The sequence below is a fragment of the Desulfocurvus thunnarius genome (assembly GCF_055390965.1).
Window position 1 is genome coordinate 281,846 of record NZ_AP042411.1, and the last position, 15,298, is coordinate 297,143.

Sequence of the window (15,298 nt, forward strand, 5' to 3'; positions counted from 1 at the left end):
CCGCCCTGTTGCGGCGTCAGCGGGGCTGGGCCTGCGCGGCGTGCCAGCGCCAGGCCGTGGCGACGAGGGCGTCCATGTCCGTGAACTCCGGCGCCCAGCCCAGCACCTCGCGGGCCCGCCCGGCGGCGGCCACCAGAAGCCCGGGGTCGCCCGCGCGGCGCGGCGCGGCCTCGTGGGGCACGGGGCGCCCCGCAGCGCGCCCCACGGCGTCCAGCACCTCGCGCACGGAATGCCCGCGCCCGGTGCCCAGGTTCAGGCTCCCTGGGGCTCCGCCCGCGCCCAGGTGCTCCAGGGCCAGGATGTGCGCCCGGGCCAGGTCGGCGACGTGAACGTAATCGCGCACGCAGGTGCCGTCGGGGGTCGGGTAGTCCTGCCCGAAGACCTTAAGCGAAGCGCGCGTGCCCAGGGCGGCGCCGATGGCCAGGGGAATGAGGTGCGTCTCGGGGTCGTGCTCCTCGCCCAGTTCGCCGTCGGGGTCGGCCCCGGCGGCGTTGAAATAGCGCAAACTCATGTGCCGCAGACCGTAGGCCGCCCCGTAGTCGGCAAGCATGCCCTCGACCGCGAGCTTGGCCCGGCCGTAAGGGTTCACGGGCGCCAGGGGGTGGGTTTCGTCCATGGGCGCGCCGGGCACCACGGGCTCGCCGTAGACGGCGGCCGTGCTGGAGAAGACCACCGTGGCGCATCCGGCGCGGCGCATGGCTTCCAACAGGGCAATGGTCCCGCCCACGTTGTTGTCGTAGTACCGGCCCGGGTCGGCCACGCTCTCGCCCACGGAGGTGAACGCCGCGAAATGCAACACGGCCATGGGCCGGAACAGGGCGAACACCGAGTCCAGCAGGTCCGCGTCGCGCAGGTCGCCCTCCACCAGCGGGCCCCACTGCACGGCCCAGGGATGGCCGTAGACCATGCTGTCCAGGGTGACCGGCACGTATCCGGCCCCGGCCAGGGCCTTGCATGTGTGGCTGCCGATATATCCGGCACCGCCGGTAACCAGAACGTGGCCCTTGGTTGCGGGCATGGTCATATCCCCTGCCCCGCGCGGCGCGCGAGGATTTTACGGTACAGGTTCGCGTAGGCCCGGGCCTGCACGGCCAGGGGATAGCGTTCCAGGGCCACGCTGCGGCACAGCCGGGTGCGCAGCGCCGCTTCGGGCCCCTGCGCGGCCAGGGCCCAGCGCAGGCCGTCGGCCAGCCCGGCGGCGTCGCCCGGCGGCACCAGCCAGCCCGTCTTGCGGTGCTCGATCATGTCCGGGATGCCCCCGGTGTCGAAGGCCACCACCGGCGTGCCGCAAGCCAGGGATTCCAGGATCACGTTGGGCAGGTTCTCTTCCAGCGAGGGCAGCACATAGGCGTCGGCCATGGCATACAAAAGGGCCAGTTGCGCGTCCTGGGTCACATAGCCCGCCGGAAGCACGGGAAAGGGCAGGCGCGGCGCCTGCCCGCCGAACTCGCCGAACAGGGCCAGGACGATGGGCGGGGTGCGCGGGTCCGCCGCCAGCAATTCCAGCGCGCGGACGAGATAACGCAGGCCCTTGCGCCGGTTGTGAATGCCCGCCGCGCCGAAAAGCACCACCCGCGAGCCCTCGGGCACGCCCAGCTCCCGGCGCACGGCCTGCCGGTCATAGGGTCGGAACACGTCCACAGGAACGGCGTTGGGGATGACCCGCCGGGGAAAACGCCCCAGCAGGGTGCTCTGCCCGGCGCAGTCGGCCAGCCAGCGGCTGGGGGAAACCACGCAGACATCCAACCGCCCGTAGGCCTCGCGCTTGATGCGGAAATTGCTCCGGGCCGGGTCGTCGCCGCAGCCCTCGCCCAGCAGGTGACAGTCGGCGCACTCCCGCGTCCACTTGTCGCAGCCGACGGAGTAATGACAGCCGCCGGTCATGGGGCTCATGTCCTTCATGGTCCAGACGACGGGCTTCCCGGCCAGGAACTCCACATCGCGGACGAAATCCACCATCCCGGGAATCCAGTGGAAATTCAGGATGTCGGCATTGCGCACGGCCTCGATGGCGGACAGCTCGAAGGCCGAAAAGGGGTCCGTAAAAATTTCCAGTTCTTTTGATATGTTGCGGCAATTCCGCAAGGCGGCGTTCCAGCGGGCCACGGACCGGCCCCACAGGTCCGAAACCCGCTCGCCGCCGTTGTCCGCCGCGCTCGCCCCGGCGATGAACCGCACGCCGGGCTCGTCGCCCCGCGTCTTGAGCACGCACAGGGTGCTGTCCACGCCTTCGGCCAGAAGCCCCCGGTGCAGGCGGCAGGTGCTCGTTCCCGCCCCGCCGTAGTGCTGCATGCACAGGTGGGCGACCTTGATCGGCTGTTGCTCGGTATTCATTCTCCGGCCTCCGGCCCGAAAGGAAGCGTTACGGCATGAAGGGCCGCGACGGCCCTCCCCGCGACGAATTTGCAATAAGCATACCGCGTCCTGTCAGGCCAGCAGGCGCTCCGCAAGGGCCAGGGCCGCGCGCAGGCTGCCCGTGTCGGCCGTGTCGCGCCCCGTGAGGTCGTAGCCGGTGCCGTGGTCCACGCTGGTGCGCACCACGGGCAGGCCCAGGGTCACGTTCACCGCCTCGCTGAAATGCAGCAGCTTGAGCGGCGCCAGCCCCTGGTCGTGATACATGGCCAGCACAGCCGAATAGCGCCCGGCGGCGGCGAAATGGAAGACCGTGTCCCCGGGCAGGGGGCCCACGGCGTCGATGCCGCGCGCCCGGGCCGCCTCCACCGCCGGGGCGATGATGTCACGGTCCTCGGTGCCGATGCGTCCGGATTCCCCGGCGTGGGGGTTCAGGCCGCACACGGCCACCGGCGCGCCGGAAAGCCCCTGGCGGACCATCAGCTCCCAGGTCAGCTCCAGGCAGCGCAGAATGCGCTCCACGGTCACGAGACGCGGCACGTCGGCCAGGGGCGGATGCGTGGTCACCAGGCTGACCCGCAGCCGGGGTCCGCACAGGTGCATGCAGACCCCGTCGCGGCCCACGCCCAGGCGCTCGGCCAGAAATTCCGTGTGCCCCGGGAAGTCGAAGCCCGCCTCCTGGAGCATGGCCTTGTGCAGCGGGCAGGTGACCACCCCCGGGGCCGCCCCGGCGCGCAGCAGCTCGCAGGCGGCGTCCAGGGTCAGCCCGGCGGCGCGCCCGCCCTCGGGGTGGGCCCGGCCCGGGCGGGGGGTGAAGGTTTCCAGCCCCGGCGGCACGCGCAGCCAGACCCCCGGCCCGACGGGCAGCGGCCCGGCGGGGTCCGCCTCGGCCCAGAAGCGCGGCAGCCCAAGGCGCGAGCGGTGCAGCTCCAAGGCCTCGCGCGGGCCCAGGAGCACCACGGGCCGCGCCGGGGCGCCCCCGGCCCCCAGCACGCGGCAGACCAGTTCCGGCCCCAGGCCGTTGGGGTCGCCCAGGGTAAGCAGCAGCGGTTTTGCGGATGGTGCGGTCATGACCGGCCCGTTCTACGGCAAAGCGCCGCCCCGGTCCAGCATGTGGACCCGGGCGGCGCAAGGCTTTTCGGGCGCGAGGCGGCGCGAGGCGACGCGGGAGGGCAAAGGCCGGGCGGCCTTACACGTCCACCACGGAGTTGTCGCAGTTGCCGAACACGCTGCGGGCGTAGCGGTCGGCGTCCCAGTCGTTCTCCCAGCGCGTCTCGTCGATGAGATAGCGGTACTCGTAGGCCCGTCCGGCATCCAGCTCCAGGGTCACGGTGAACTCGCCGTTTTTGAGCTTCTTCATCTGCGTGGCGTAGACGTTCCAGTCGTTGAACTCGCCCACCAGGGCCACGTTCCGGGCCTCGAGAGCGGCCTCCCGGGGCAGGCGAAAGGTCACCTTGGCCCGGTCCTTGGACTTCAGGTACTGCTTCTTCAGGCTCATGGTCGTTTCCTCCCGGACGCCGGCGGGCCGGGCACGAGATGTGCCCCGCCCCGCGCCCTCAAAGTGCGGCCCCCACCGAGCGGTAGACCTCCAGGTAGGCCCGGGCCGAGTCGTCCCAGGAAAACGCGGTGCGCATGGCGCGCTCCTGGATGGCCCGCCAGGCCGGGGCGTCCTCCCACACGGCCACGGCCCGGGCCACGGCCTCCACCAGCAGCGCCGGGTCCGGCCCGGCGAAGGTGAAGCCCGTGGCCCCGGGCTCGGGATGGGGCACGATGGTGTCGCGCAGGCCGCCCACGGCGGTCGCCACCGGCGGCGTGCCGAAGCGCAGGGCGTACATCTGGGTCAGCCCGCAGGGCTCGTAGCGCGAGGGCATAAGGAAAATGTCCGTGCCCGCCTGGATGTAGTGGGCCATCTCCTCGGTGTAGCCGATGTGCGCCCAGACGCGGCCCGGGTAGCGCTCGGCCATGTCGGCCAGTCGCGCCTCGAACTCCAGGTTGCCCTCGCCCAGGACCACCAGCCCCACGTCCAGGGCCATCAGCCGCTCCATGGCCGCCAGCACGAGGTCGATGCCCTTCTGGCGGCGCAGGCGGCCGATGAAGCCGAGGATAGGCCGGTTGGCCAGGGCCGGGTCCAGCCCGTAGGCGGTGATGAGGTGCTCCTTGCAGATCTGCTTGCCGCGCAGGTCGTCCGGGTCGTAGGGCCGGGGCAGGAAACGGTCGGCCCCGGGGTCCCACACGTCGTAGTCCGCGCCGTTCAGGATGCCGTGCAGGCAGCCCCGGCGGTGGGCCAGGATGCCTTCCAGCCCGCAGCCGAACTCGGGGGTCACGATTTCGCGGGCGTAGCCGGGGCTCACGGTGGTGATGCAGTCGGCGTAGGCGATGCCCGCCTTGAGCAGGTTGAAGTCGCCGTAGAATTCCACGCCGTTCATGCCCCAGGCCTCCCAGGGCAGGCCGCTGTTCTCGAACAGCCGCGAGGCGAAGCGGCCCTGGAAGGCCAGGTTGTGGATGGTCAGCACGCAGCGCGTGTCGGCCAGGATGGGGTCCCCGGAGCGGGCGAAATGCAGGTAGGCGGCGGCCACGGCGGTCTGCCAGTCGTGCAGGTGGATGACCGCCGGGGGCGTTTCCAGGCGCCGGGCCCAGGCCAGGGCCGCCCGCGCCAGGAACACGAATCGCTCGCAGTTGTCGAAATAGTCGCCGTGGTGCGTGCAATAGTAGTAACGGCGGTCGAAATATTCGGCGCGGTCGATGAAATAGACCGGCACGCCGTGAAAGACGGCCATGTAGACATCGCAGGTGATCGGCGCCCAGGGGTAGCCCACGGGCACGCCGGGGCGCACCAGATGGATGGGGTGTCCGCCGGTGGCCATGCGCCCGTACAGCGGGGTGACCACGGCCACGTTCAGCCCCTGGCGCGCCAGGGCCAGGGGCAGCGCACCCAGCACATCCCCGAGCCCCCCGGTCTTGGAGAAGGGGTACATCTCGGAGGTGACGAGCAATACGGGCGGCGAGCTTGGCATGTCTGTCGTCCTGCGCGGCATGGGCCACGCTAGCGGCGGTTCATGACGATTTCACGGCAAACCGGGCCAGGGCGGCGGCAAAATCGTCCAGGATGCGCGCGTGGTCGAAGGCCAGGGGCGCGGGCAGCCCGTCCAGGGGCCAGAAACGGGCCCGGGCCGCGTCGTCCCCGGCGCGCAGGGCCAGGGGATCGCGGGCCTGGGCGGCGTAGACCACGCTCATGGTCTGGAAGCGCGGGTCGCGCCCGGGGTCGGAATACACGCCCACAAGGCCCGTGAGCACCACGTCCAGCCCGGTCTCCTCGCGGGCCTCGCGCACGGCGGCGGCGGGCACGCTCTCGCCCAGGTCCACGAACCCGCCGGGCAGGGCCCAGCCGTGGGGCGGGTTGGCCCGCTCCACCAGGACCACCCCCCGCGCGGGGTCATAGACAACCACATCCACCGTGGGAAAGGGGTTGCGCTGCCGGGGCGCGTCGCGGCCGCAGTGCGGGCAGATCGTGTGTGGTTCCAAGGCCATGACTCCCCCCGGGCGGCGCCGGAGGCACCCCGCCCACACCGACCGTCCCGTGCCCGTTCAGGCCGGGGCCGCCGACTTTGAAGACGCTATCATGCTTGGACATATGACAATCGCAACGGAAAGACAAGGACGATTCCGCCGCCTCGCTCCGCTGTGGGGGACCGGCGCCCCGCCCCCCGCCACGGGTTCGAGAACCGCAGGCGCCTGCGGGGAAACCGGGCGGGCGAAGAAACCATGCGGGCGGCACATCCGGCGGCGGGGGGGCGCGTTGTGCAACTCCGGGCGGCGCGGGGCCCCGGCGGCAAGAAATTTGTACTCCGCCTCCGGGTCGCCCTCCCGGCTCCACGCCTTCCGGCCCGCCTCTCCGGACGCGCGCGGCGGGCCAGAAACGGGGAAACCGGCTTCCGGGCCACCACAACCCGAAAGCCGGCTTCCAACGAAGGAACGAAAGGATGCTTCTCACCAAGCACATCCCGTGCCAAAGGGCCGAAACGAAGGAGGCACCTTTTTAATCTTGCAATTACGGCATGTTGTACGAGGCATAATTTCCGCCACCGCCGAACACGGCCAGCCGGAGGTTCAGAATATTTAACCACCCGGTGCCGCCCCTGTGCGGGGCCGCCGCTCTCCGGGCACCACCGGCGGGGTTGCCTCCGCTGCGGGTCCGCGCGAAGCCGCCCGGCCCGGGGGCGGACCGGCGCAACGGCCCGGCCGCTCCTTCCCCGAAGCTCGCGCACCCAAAGGACAAGGAATTTATACCGCCGCCAGGCGCCGGGGAGCACCCGGAGGCAGTCGGTGCACGGCCCCCGGTTTTCCCCTGGCGCCGTGCGGCGGGCCAGAAACGGGGAAACCGGCTTCCGGGCCACCACAACCCGAAAGCCGGCTTCCAACGAAGGAACGAAAGGATGCTTCTCACTAAGCACATCCCGTGCCAAACGACACGGCACAGAAAAATTATTTAAAAATCCTTTTATTTCAATTTATTATATACAAATCGCTCCTTCGTGCCATCGCGCAGCCGGGGCGGGCCGGGGTATAGAATCTTTAACCACCCGGCTCCGCACCCCGCCCGGGCCGACCCCGGCCCCGGGGCCAGGCGCGGCACAATGGCCCGCCAAGCCCCGGACGGCGCGGCCTGCGCGGCGACAGGCCATGGCGGTACAACACGGCTGCACCGCACAGGCCGCAAGGCAAGGATTTTGAACCACGGACGGCGGGACGAGTCGAAAGGAAGGCGGGAGTTCCCCGGATGCGAGCCTTCAGGCCGCCGGACGCGGATCGAACCCCGCGCGGCGCAAAGCTTCCAGCCCCACGGCCCCCAGGCGGTGGACCACCAGGGCCGCCCCGCCCAGAGGCTCGACCACCGTGGACGGCGCGCCGCCCGCGGGGGCCGGGCCGAGCCCGACCACGCAGGCCACCCGCGCGGTCAGGGCCGGGTCCAGCTCCTCCAGCCGGGCCGTGGCGGGCCTGCCGCTCAGGTTGGCGCTGGTGGCAACCAAAGGCCGCCCGGACAGGCGGCACAGCGCGGCGGCCACGGGATGGGAAGTCACGCGCACGGAGGTCAGGCCGCGCGCGTCGTGCATGGCCCCGGGCAGCCCCGGCGCGGCCCGCACCAGCACCGACAGCGGCCCCGGCCAGAACGCCGCGCCCAGGCGCAGCACTTCGGGCGCGGGCCGCGGGGTGACCAGGGGCAACTGCTCCGGCCCGCAGATGACCAGGGGCAACGGTTTGGCCGGATCGCGGCCCTTGAGGGCGCACACCGCCCCGGCCACGGCGGCGCTGGTGCCGTCGCCGCCCAGGGCGTAGAGGGTCTCGGTGGGGTAGACCAGACACTGCCCAGCGGCCACGGCCGCCAGGGCTCGTTCCAGCTCCGGGCCTAGCGGGCGCACCACTCGCGCTCCAGGGCCTCGATCTCGGCGGCGGAAAAGCTCGGATGGTCGTACATGCCCGCCGCATTGCGCTGGCGGAAGGCCTCGTAGAGGATCACGGCGGCGGCCACGGACACGTTCAGGCTCTGGACCATGCCCATCATCGGGATGAAAATCTGGTCCGGCACCAAGGCTTCCAGTTCGGGGGAGACGCCACGGTGCTCGTTGCCCAGCAGGATGGCCGTGGGCCGGGTCAGGTCCCAGTGGGTCAGCGGCCGGGCGGTTCCGGAAAAGCCGGTGGACAGAAGCTGGAAGCCGCGCGCGCGCAGGTCGGCGACCATGGCCTGGGCGTCGGTGTGACGGCGGCGGGCCACCCATTTGCGGGCCGACGCCGAGGACTTGGCCCCCAGGTTGGGGAAGGCCGTGTCGGTGTAGAACAGGTCGATCTCGTTGACCCCGAAGGCGTCGCAACTGCGCAGGATGGCCGAGACGTTGTGCGGGTCGTGGATGTTGGTCAGCACCAGGCGCAGATCCTTCTGCCTGCGCTCCAGCACCTGGCGCACCCGGGCCTTGCGGTCATCGGTCCGGCATTCGGGGATTCTCTTCACAGCGCTCCTCGTGCGGCGCACGCGGGTCCGCTCCTTCTTGCGGACCTCGGGGGCCGGGGTCGTATCGTCGTCGTGCATGGTTCCTCCTGCCGTCCGGCGCGGCACCGGACGGAGCCGGGCCGGACGGGCCGGGCGGACAGGACATACACGGTTTCGCCCGGATTGGAAACCGCCTGGGCCCTGGGCCCGTTTCCCGGCCCCCCGCCGCGCCCGCGCCCACGCAAAGCCCCCCGGGCCGCGCGGGCGGCCCGGGGGGCGAAGAAGCGCTGTGCCCGGTCCGCCGGGCGGATTCAGGCAGGCGCGCCCTGGGCGGCCGCCTGACGAATCTTGCCCAGCAGTTCGTCCAGTTCACAAGGTTTGAGCAGAGAGTCGAAGGCTCCCAGGGCCAGGCCCTGACGCGTGGCCCGTTCCGAGCCGTGCCCGGTGAACAGGATCACCGGCAGCTCCGGGACCATGGCCTTGACGATCCGCAGCAGTTCGATGCCGTCCATGCCCTCCATCTTGAGGTCGACCACGGCCACGTCGAAATCGGCCCGGCGCAGGATGCGGACGGCCTCGCGCCCGGACCCGGCCACCTGGACGCGCAGCCCCCGACGTGCCAGCCGCCTGGCAAGCACGTCCGCGAAGCCCGCCTCGTCGTCCACCAGCAGCAGGCGCAGGGGCCGACCGGTCGCATCCACCGAGGTCACGGCGCGGTCCTAGTCGCCCCGGCGCAGGGCGATGGCCTCGGCCTCGGCCTGGAGGATGCGCGCCTCGTGGCCCTGGTGACGCAGGGCGGCCTTGCCGACCTTGGCCACCAGGTCCTCGATTTCGCAGGGCTTCATCAGGTAATCGAAGGCGCCCAGGCGCATGCCCTCGATGGCCGTCTCCACCGTGCCGTGGCCGGTCAGCATGATGACCTCCACCAGCGGGTATTCGGCCTTGATGCGCCGCAGGGTTTCCACCCCGTCCATGCCCGGCATCTTCACGTCCAGGACGACCACCTCGGTGCCCGCGGTTTGCAGGGCGTCCAGGGCGGCCTCGCCCGAAAGCGCCGTGCGCACCACCATGCCCCGCTTGGCCAGTCGCTTTTCCATGGCCTCCACGAAGCCCTGCTCGTCGTCCACCAACAAGACCTTCTCGTGCATCGCTCTCTCCTCGCGGCGCGGCACGGCCGATTGCGGCCCGGCGCCTGTCGCGTTGTCCCGGCCCCGGCGGGGCCCTGCTTTTTTCCTGTCCACCACTCGCCCGTTGGAACGGGCGTCTCGTTCACTTCTTCACATAGGTCCATTGCACAGGAAACAAGCGATATGTCAATAGAAACAACGCGACCTGGAGCGAATTGCCGCATATTGGCCCTTGCCAAACCGTTTCAAAATGTTTCATAGAAAAAGTGCGCCGGGGCCTGACCCCGGGGCGCAACCCGCAACCCAGGAGCGCCCAGATGACCGAGCCCCCCACGGCCCGGGCCGCCCCGCGCATCGACGGCGTGTTCGACGCGCCCATCCCCTTCCTGCCCCTGCTGGACGAGATTCCCCTGGCCGTGGTGCTGCTCGACCGCGAGCGCACCGTGGTGGCCATGAACCAGGCCGCCGAGGTGCTGACGGGCTTCCCGGCCCGGCGCGCCGTGGGCCTGCCCTGCCGCCACGTGCTGCGCGCCAACGTCTGCGTGCGCGGCTGCCCGGTGGCCGAGCTGGCCGCCGGGTCGGGCCCGCTGTGCCGCGAGGGCGACATCATCAACGCCGACCGCCTGCGCCTGCCCGTGCGCATCACCGCCTCGGCCCTGCACGACGCCCGGGGCCACCTGGCGGGCTACATGGAGACCATCGAGGACCTGCGGCTGTTCCAGAACATGGAACCGAAAAACATGAACGCCCTGGGCTACGCGGGCTTCATCGGCCAGAGCCCGCGGATGGGCGGGGTCTTCAAGCTCCTGCCCAGCATCGCCCAGACCGATTCCTCCGTGCTCGTCACCGGGGAGACGGGCACGGGCAAGGACCTGCTGGCCGAAGCCCTGCACCAGGCCTCGGACCGGGCCAAGGGCCCCTTCGTCAAGGTCAACTGCGGCGCCCTGCCCGAAACCCTGCTGGAGTCCGAACTGTTCGGCCACGTCAAGGGCGCCTTCACCGGCGCGGTGGAGAACAAGAGCGGGCGCTTCAAGCTGGCCCACAACGGCACCCTGTTTCTGACCGAAATCGGCGACCTGCCCCTGTCGCTCCAGGTCAAGCTGCTTTCCTTCCTGGACGACAAGACCGTCTATCCTCTGGGCGGCACCAAGGGCCTCAAGGTGGACGTGCGCATCATCGCCGCCACCCACCGCGACCTGGAGGCCATGGTCCGCGAGGGCCGTTTCCGCGAGGACCTGCTCTTCCGGCTCAACGTGGTGCGCATGCACCTGCCCCCCCTGCGCGAGCGCGGCGGCGACGTGGACATGCTCCTGGACCATTTCCTGGCCCAGTTCAACGCCGCCTTCCAGAAGCGCATCGGCGGCTTCGAGCCCGCAGCGCGCAAGCTGCTGCTGCGCTATCCCTACCCCGGCAACGTGCGCGAGCTGCGCAACATCGTGGAGTACGCCGTCAACGTCTGCGACGGCGAAATCATCTCGCCGCGCCATCTGCCCACGTACATGACCCGCCCCGAGGCCCGGCGCATGGAGGCTCCCGTGGCCCGGGCCGAGGCGCCCCTGCGCGCCGCCGCGCCCCGGCCCGGGGCGTCGAGCTGGCGCGAGGCCGAGCGCGAGCTGATCCTCGAAGCCCTGACCCAGGCCCGGGGCAGACGCGGCCGGGCCGCCGAGATCCTGGGCTGGGCCCGCAGCACCCTATGGCGCAAGATGCGCAGCCACGGGCTGGAGATGCCCGACGAGGAGGAGCGCCGATGACCGCCCCCCGGGCCGTGAAGGCCCTCATCACCCTGGACCTGGACACCGTGGCCCCGCGCTTCGACCTGACGGCCGACGTATGGATCGGACGCATCGAGCCCGACGGAAGCGTGCGCGAGGCCAAAACCCTTGTGCTTTCCTCGGCCTCGGCCGACGAACTGTGCAAGCTGGCGCTCACGGAGAAGATCGACGTGGTGGTCTGCGGCGCGGTGGAGGACAAGTACTACGAGTACCTGCAATGGAAGGACGTGCGCGTGCTCGACTCCGTGGTCGGGAACCTGGACGCCGTGATCCGGGCCCTGGCCCGGGGCGCCCTGGAGCCGGGAGCCGTGCTCGCGCCCCTACCCGGAGGGGAATGAGCCCAAAAAAGGCGCGCGGGGCGGGCCCACCCGCCGCCGCGCGCCGCCGCGATGAGGAAAATGCGGCCTACAGGCCCACGGCCCGGCCTTGAACGGGGCGATCCAGGGCGATCACCCGGGGCACGATGAGCTCGAAGCCCTTGGAGCCGTGCCAGCGCACGTCGTCCGCCGGGCGCCCCTGGTAGAGCACCGCCTCGAGCACCAGGTAATCCGCCGTGCCCATGGCCTGATCCAGGCGCCGCGTTTCGTAGGAGAACCCGGCGGGATCATAGTCGGCCACGCCGTTCCAGACCCAGGAGCACCCGCAGCGCTCGTTGTCGTACCCCATGACGCACAGGTAGTTGACCTTGGCGCCCAGGTGCCGCGGCGGGGTCACGTCCATGCGCCCGCGCGGCAGGTCCTGCCCGCCGCCCGCCACGGGCGCGCCGTCCAGGGCCACGCGCACGCGCAGCTCGGCGTCCAGGCGCATGCCGTAGGCGCAGGTGTTGCCCTTGCGCCACCAGTTCAAATACTTCTGCTTGTAAATACCGCTACCCAGGCGCCGCACCTTGCGCGCCGTGGCCTCCGAGACGGGGTGCACGGCCAGGTCGCAACAATTGCCTTCGGCGGCGAATACGAGTTGCACGTCTTCAATCTCCTTGCTGTTACGGCGTTTCCACCCTTGTTGCCTTCGCCCTCATGCGGCGCCGGGCCCGGCACCGGCCCCCCGCCGTGGCGGGCCGCCCAGCGGCTTTCCGCGCCGACCGGCGGCAACGGAACGTGCGCGCCCTGGCGGCTCCGCGAAACCCGGGGCAACTCCCCGGCCGGGCCGACCGCCGGAACAGCCTGCCGGAACCACCCGCCCCGGGCGGAAATATCCTGGCCGCGCCGCGTGCATACATACTGTTTGAATGAACAAACAGCCATGTGAAAGATGTAACGATTCCCAAGAGGAAAGGCAAGAGGGGATTCTTCCGCAGAACAAAGGAAATTCCGGTCAGAGAAAATCGGCGGCAAATTCATAACACGCTGAATATTTAACTAAAACTTCGGTTCCCCCGGCCTCCGCTCCGCCCCTCCCTGCCCGGAATGGCTTGCTCCTCCGGAGGCACCCAGGGTTTGTAAAAAAATGGGAGCTATATACTTGGCTAGCCGCGATCCAACAAGATTGATTTTGTTGACCAATATGAAAACTTGATTTTCTGTGAGAAATGATTAGAAATGGAGGGAGCCACAGGGCGACTGCTTAGGTTAGGACCACAGCTTCTTCAGCTTAGCCACGACGGTCATCGTGACATTAACAAGCTGAAGGATAGCAATGGCCAACGCGATCGCATCATCCATACACATTCTCCTTGTTGCAGGTTGTGACCAGGGCCAGTCCTCTGGTCAGCCGTCACCCAGATTGTGGCCTGCCTGCGGAGATGCTCTGAATGCGCCCTGAGGCTCCCATTCTGAAGTTCTTTATCCGTTAATCCTATTTTTCAATTTGGTCTATACCCTGGAAGGCTCCGATAGCCTTTAGGGCGGTCTCTGTCGGTATTTTCCCCTGTTTGGCGCTTGAGAGAAGATACTTAGGGAATTTTACTGTTAAGTAGTTAATCCTTAACCATTGCCGAAAGTATCCAAGCGCCGCATCAGGGTAGGCATACGACGGTTGCGGGTTGCTTTTGGCTTGAGGATAATAATCTGGGTATTCATGGTTAAAGCGTGTTCTCTCCCCAAAGTGCTCAGCGAGGTTGTTGTCTGTCCAAAACTTACTCCATGCTTTTCCAACCGAAATATCTGGAACAACCTTGTCGCTTATGATGATGCCAGATCTAATCATCGGTACAATTATTGATGCTATTTCTCTGAACACACTGAAATAACCAAGTGGTACCGCATCAAGTGTGATATCAATCCTGTCGTGAAAATGCTTCCAACTATCCAGGGCTTCTCTATTTGGAGTATAGCCAGTTGCAGTATATATTAAATCCCTGAAAGTTTGTCTTGCAAGTAGCCTGTAGGCAACAATAGCCTGTTCTTTTTTATCATCTGCAACAAAGGCGTAGTATTCAAGGATTGCCATACATACTGGCTCGGTGTACGCATTAATCCTTGACCCATTGTATTCTGACGGGACGAATAGAAAATTTTCGTCATAGTTAAATGACTTAAGAAGTTTTACAATTTTCTTACCTCGCGGTTTACTTTTTTCATCTTGCCAGTTGGATGCGAGGCGATTGATAACCTTCCTGTCGGCACCGCACATTCTAGCTAGGCCGCTTTCGGTCAAATACGGCGTCCCATTTTCAAGAACGCCCATTTCGATCCCACGGTATTCAACTTGCTTTTCAACATGGAATAATACCCCCTGAGTCGGGGGTGGGCCTAAAACAGGAAGTTTTGCGTCTAACACATTGATTTTTTGTGATATTTGGGGTGGGCCTAAAACTGCAGCTGACACATCATCAAAATCAGCATCAATTGGTTCGATAAGCTTCTGTTTTCTAGCCATGAGCCAACTCCACATACGTAAGCCTCTGGCCTACGGTTTCGCACAAAGTGCGTTCAATGAATTCCATGGTTGACAAATCAAAAGTGTTGTGCCTGAAAGAAAACTCATTGATGTATCTGTGCAGATTCTTTGCACTCATATAGTGATAGACGCCATAGTATCCACGATTGAGGAGCGCCCAGAAACTTTCAATCCCGTTCGTATGCGCCTTGTCCTTAATGTACTCGCCAACTGAATGCTTCACTGTGATATGCTTATATCCGGCTATCCCACGATAAGAGGCCAAATCGTCAGTCACAACAACCGAACCTTGGGCCACATTGTGAGCAATAAACTCGTGAAGTGTCTTTTTGTCAACACGGTCAACGCGGCTGGCAATTACTTGACCAGACTCGGACACCACGCCGACTGGTGACTTGCCCACGCTGCCACGGCCCATTCTCAGCTTCTTATTTGAGTGCTTGTTGGTCTCCTTGCCGCCGATATAGCACTCGTCAACTTGGACTTGCCCATCAAGCCTGTCGTTCCCGTCACCAAACCACGCTTCGCGGATGCGGTGAGCAAGAAACCAAGCAGTCTTTTGGGTAACGCCAAGCTCTCTAGCCATTTGAGTGGACGGAATTCCCTTGCGGGCCGTGGTCATCATGTAAATAGCCATGAGCCACTTATGGAGAGGAACCTTTGATTCAGACAGGACGGTTCCAGTGCGGACACTGAAATGCTTTCGGCAGGATCGGCAGCGGTAGGGCATGGGCTTGTGGTCAACGCACTCAACCGTGTTGTCGCTGCCGCAATGGGGGCATCGCCGCTCATCTCCCCAGCGCCTATTTTCAAAGTACACGCGGGAAGATTCTTCATCCGGGAAATTTTGTAAGAATTCGTAGAGGCTTAATGAATCGTTGCTAGACATTGGCGCTCTCCATTCGTGTCTTGTTGGATACAAGATAGCGAATCAAAAGTGGCTAGTCAAGTGCGCTTATAAAGTTTTAAGCAAGTTTTGGCTAGCTATGTATATAGTCCCCAAAAAAATCCCATGCGGGAAATAAGCGAAGCGCGGCGCGGGATGCGGGCCGGACGACAGAATTCGCCCGGAGCAAAGGTCGGCCTTGGGTGGGACAGGTCCACCAGGCAGGGATCGTGGCCCGGCCGGGTAAATCCTTGCACCTTCACGGACAGGGAGCCCCCCTTCGGGGCCCCGGCGGCGAAGCCCGCCCGGGTGCAGGCGGGCGCGGCCAGCGGAAACGCCA

The 15,298-nt window shown here is 66.8% G+C and carries 15 protein-coding genes; 2 read left to right on the top strand and 13 right to left on the bottom strand.

Annotation, left to right across the window (positions count from 1 at the left end):
• Positions 1–16: 16 nt before the first annotated feature.
• From galE to ACZ5KV_RS01310, 10 genes are all read right to left on the bottom strand, one after another.
• A complete protein-coding gene (gene galE / locus ACZ5KV_RS01265) occupies positions 17–1,018 on the bottom strand; it encodes a UDP-glucose 4-epimerase GalE (RefSeq protein ID WP_464240530.1) in 1,002 nt (333 codons plus the stop codon).
• Positions 1,019–1,020: 2 nt separating this feature from the next.
• Complete coding sequence (locus tag ACZ5KV_RS01270; protein WP_464240531.1) at positions 1,021–2,334, bottom strand: glycosyltransferase family 4 protein; 1,314 nt, start codon at positions 2,332–2,334, stop codon at positions 1,021–1,023.
• Between the two features lie 93 nt (positions 2,335–2,427).
• Positions 2,428–3,423 (bottom strand): 4-hydroxythreonine-4-phosphate dehydrogenase PdxA, encoded by a 996-nt coding sequence (gene pdxA / locus ACZ5KV_RS01275; protein WP_464240532.1) that lies wholly within the window; start codon positions 3,421–3,423, stop codon positions 2,428–2,430.
• A gap of 118 nt (positions 3,424–3,541) precedes the next feature.
• Complete coding sequence (locus tag ACZ5KV_RS01280) at positions 3,542–3,850, bottom strand: isoamylase early set domain-containing protein (protein WP_464240533.1); 309 nt, start codon at positions 3,848–3,850, stop codon at positions 3,542–3,544.
• 58 nt (positions 3,851–3,908) lie between these two features.
• Positions 3,909–5,366 carry a glycogen synthase GlgA gene (gene glgA, locus ACZ5KV_RS01285; RefSeq protein ID WP_464240534.1) on the bottom strand — a complete coding sequence of 486 codons (1,458 nt, stop codon included), beginning with the start codon at positions 5,364–5,366 and terminating at the stop codon, positions 3,909–3,911.
• Between the two features lie 40 nt (positions 5,367–5,406).
• Positions 5,407–5,880 carry an NUDIX domain-containing protein gene (locus ACZ5KV_RS01290; RefSeq protein ID WP_464240535.1) on the bottom strand — a complete coding sequence of 158 codons (474 nt, stop codon included), beginning with the start codon at positions 5,878–5,880 and terminating at the stop codon, positions 5,407–5,409.
• A 1,259-nt stretch (positions 5,881–7,139) separates the two neighbouring features.
• Positions 7,140–7,772: an L-threonylcarbamoyladenylate synthase gene (locus ACZ5KV_RS01295; RefSeq protein ID WP_464240536.1), complete on the bottom strand. Its 633-nt coding sequence runs from the start codon at positions 7,770–7,772 to the stop codon at positions 7,140–7,142.
• Positions 7,757–8,347 carry a TrmH family RNA methyltransferase gene (locus ACZ5KV_RS01300; protein WP_464241790.1) on the bottom strand — a complete coding sequence of 197 codons (591 nt, stop codon included), beginning with the start codon at positions 8,345–8,347 and terminating at the stop codon, positions 7,757–7,759. The genes ACZ5KV_RS01295 and ACZ5KV_RS01300 overlap by 16 nt, the downstream gene beginning before the upstream one ends.
• 299 nt (positions 8,348–8,646) lie before the next feature.
• Positions 8,647–9,045, bottom strand: coding sequence for a response regulator (locus tag ACZ5KV_RS01305; RefSeq protein WP_464240537.1), 399 nt, complete (start codon positions 9,043–9,045; stop codon positions 8,647–8,649).
• A gap of 9 nt (positions 9,046–9,054) precedes the next feature.
• Complete coding sequence (locus ACZ5KV_RS01310; protein ID WP_464240538.1) at positions 9,055–9,483, bottom strand: response regulator; 429 nt, start codon at positions 9,481–9,483, stop codon at positions 9,055–9,057.
• A gap of 296 nt (positions 9,484–9,779) precedes the next feature.
• Between ACZ5KV_RS01310 and ACZ5KV_RS01315 the strand changes: the two genes are divergently transcribed.
• Positions 9,780–11,213: a sigma-54 interaction domain-containing protein gene (locus ACZ5KV_RS01315; RefSeq protein ID WP_464240539.1), complete on the top strand. Its 1,434-nt coding sequence runs from the start codon at positions 9,780–9,782 to the stop codon at positions 11,211–11,213.
• Positions 11,210–11,572 carry a NifB/NifX family molybdenum-iron cluster-binding protein gene (locus ACZ5KV_RS01320; RefSeq protein WP_464240540.1) on the top strand — a complete coding sequence of 121 codons (363 nt, stop codon included), beginning with the start codon at positions 11,210–11,212 and terminating at the stop codon, positions 11,570–11,572. The genes ACZ5KV_RS01315 and ACZ5KV_RS01320 overlap by 4 nt, the downstream gene beginning before the upstream one ends.
• Positions 11,573–11,639: 67 nt before the next feature.
• On the opposite strand, the gene ACZ5KV_RS01325 is transcribed toward ACZ5KV_RS01320, so the two are convergent.
• The 3 genes from ACZ5KV_RS01325 to ACZ5KV_RS01335 form a co-directional block, all read right to left on the bottom strand.
• Positions 11,640–12,197, bottom strand: a complete 558-nt coding sequence (locus ACZ5KV_RS01325) for a hypothetical protein (RefSeq protein WP_464240541.1) — start codon at positions 12,195–12,197, stop codon at positions 11,640–11,642.
• An 831-nt stretch (positions 12,198–13,028) separates the two neighbouring features.
• Entirely contained in the window at positions 13,029–14,051 is a 1,023-nt protein-coding gene (locus tag ACZ5KV_RS01330) for a hypothetical protein (protein ID WP_464240542.1), read from the bottom strand.
• Positions 14,044–14,961: an IS1595 family transposase gene (locus ACZ5KV_RS01335; RefSeq protein ID WP_464240543.1), complete on the bottom strand. Its 918-nt coding sequence runs from the start codon at positions 14,959–14,961 to the stop codon at positions 14,044–14,046. The genes ACZ5KV_RS01330 and ACZ5KV_RS01335 overlap by 8 nt, the downstream gene beginning before the upstream one ends.
• Positions 14,962–15,298: the final 337 nt, after the last annotated feature.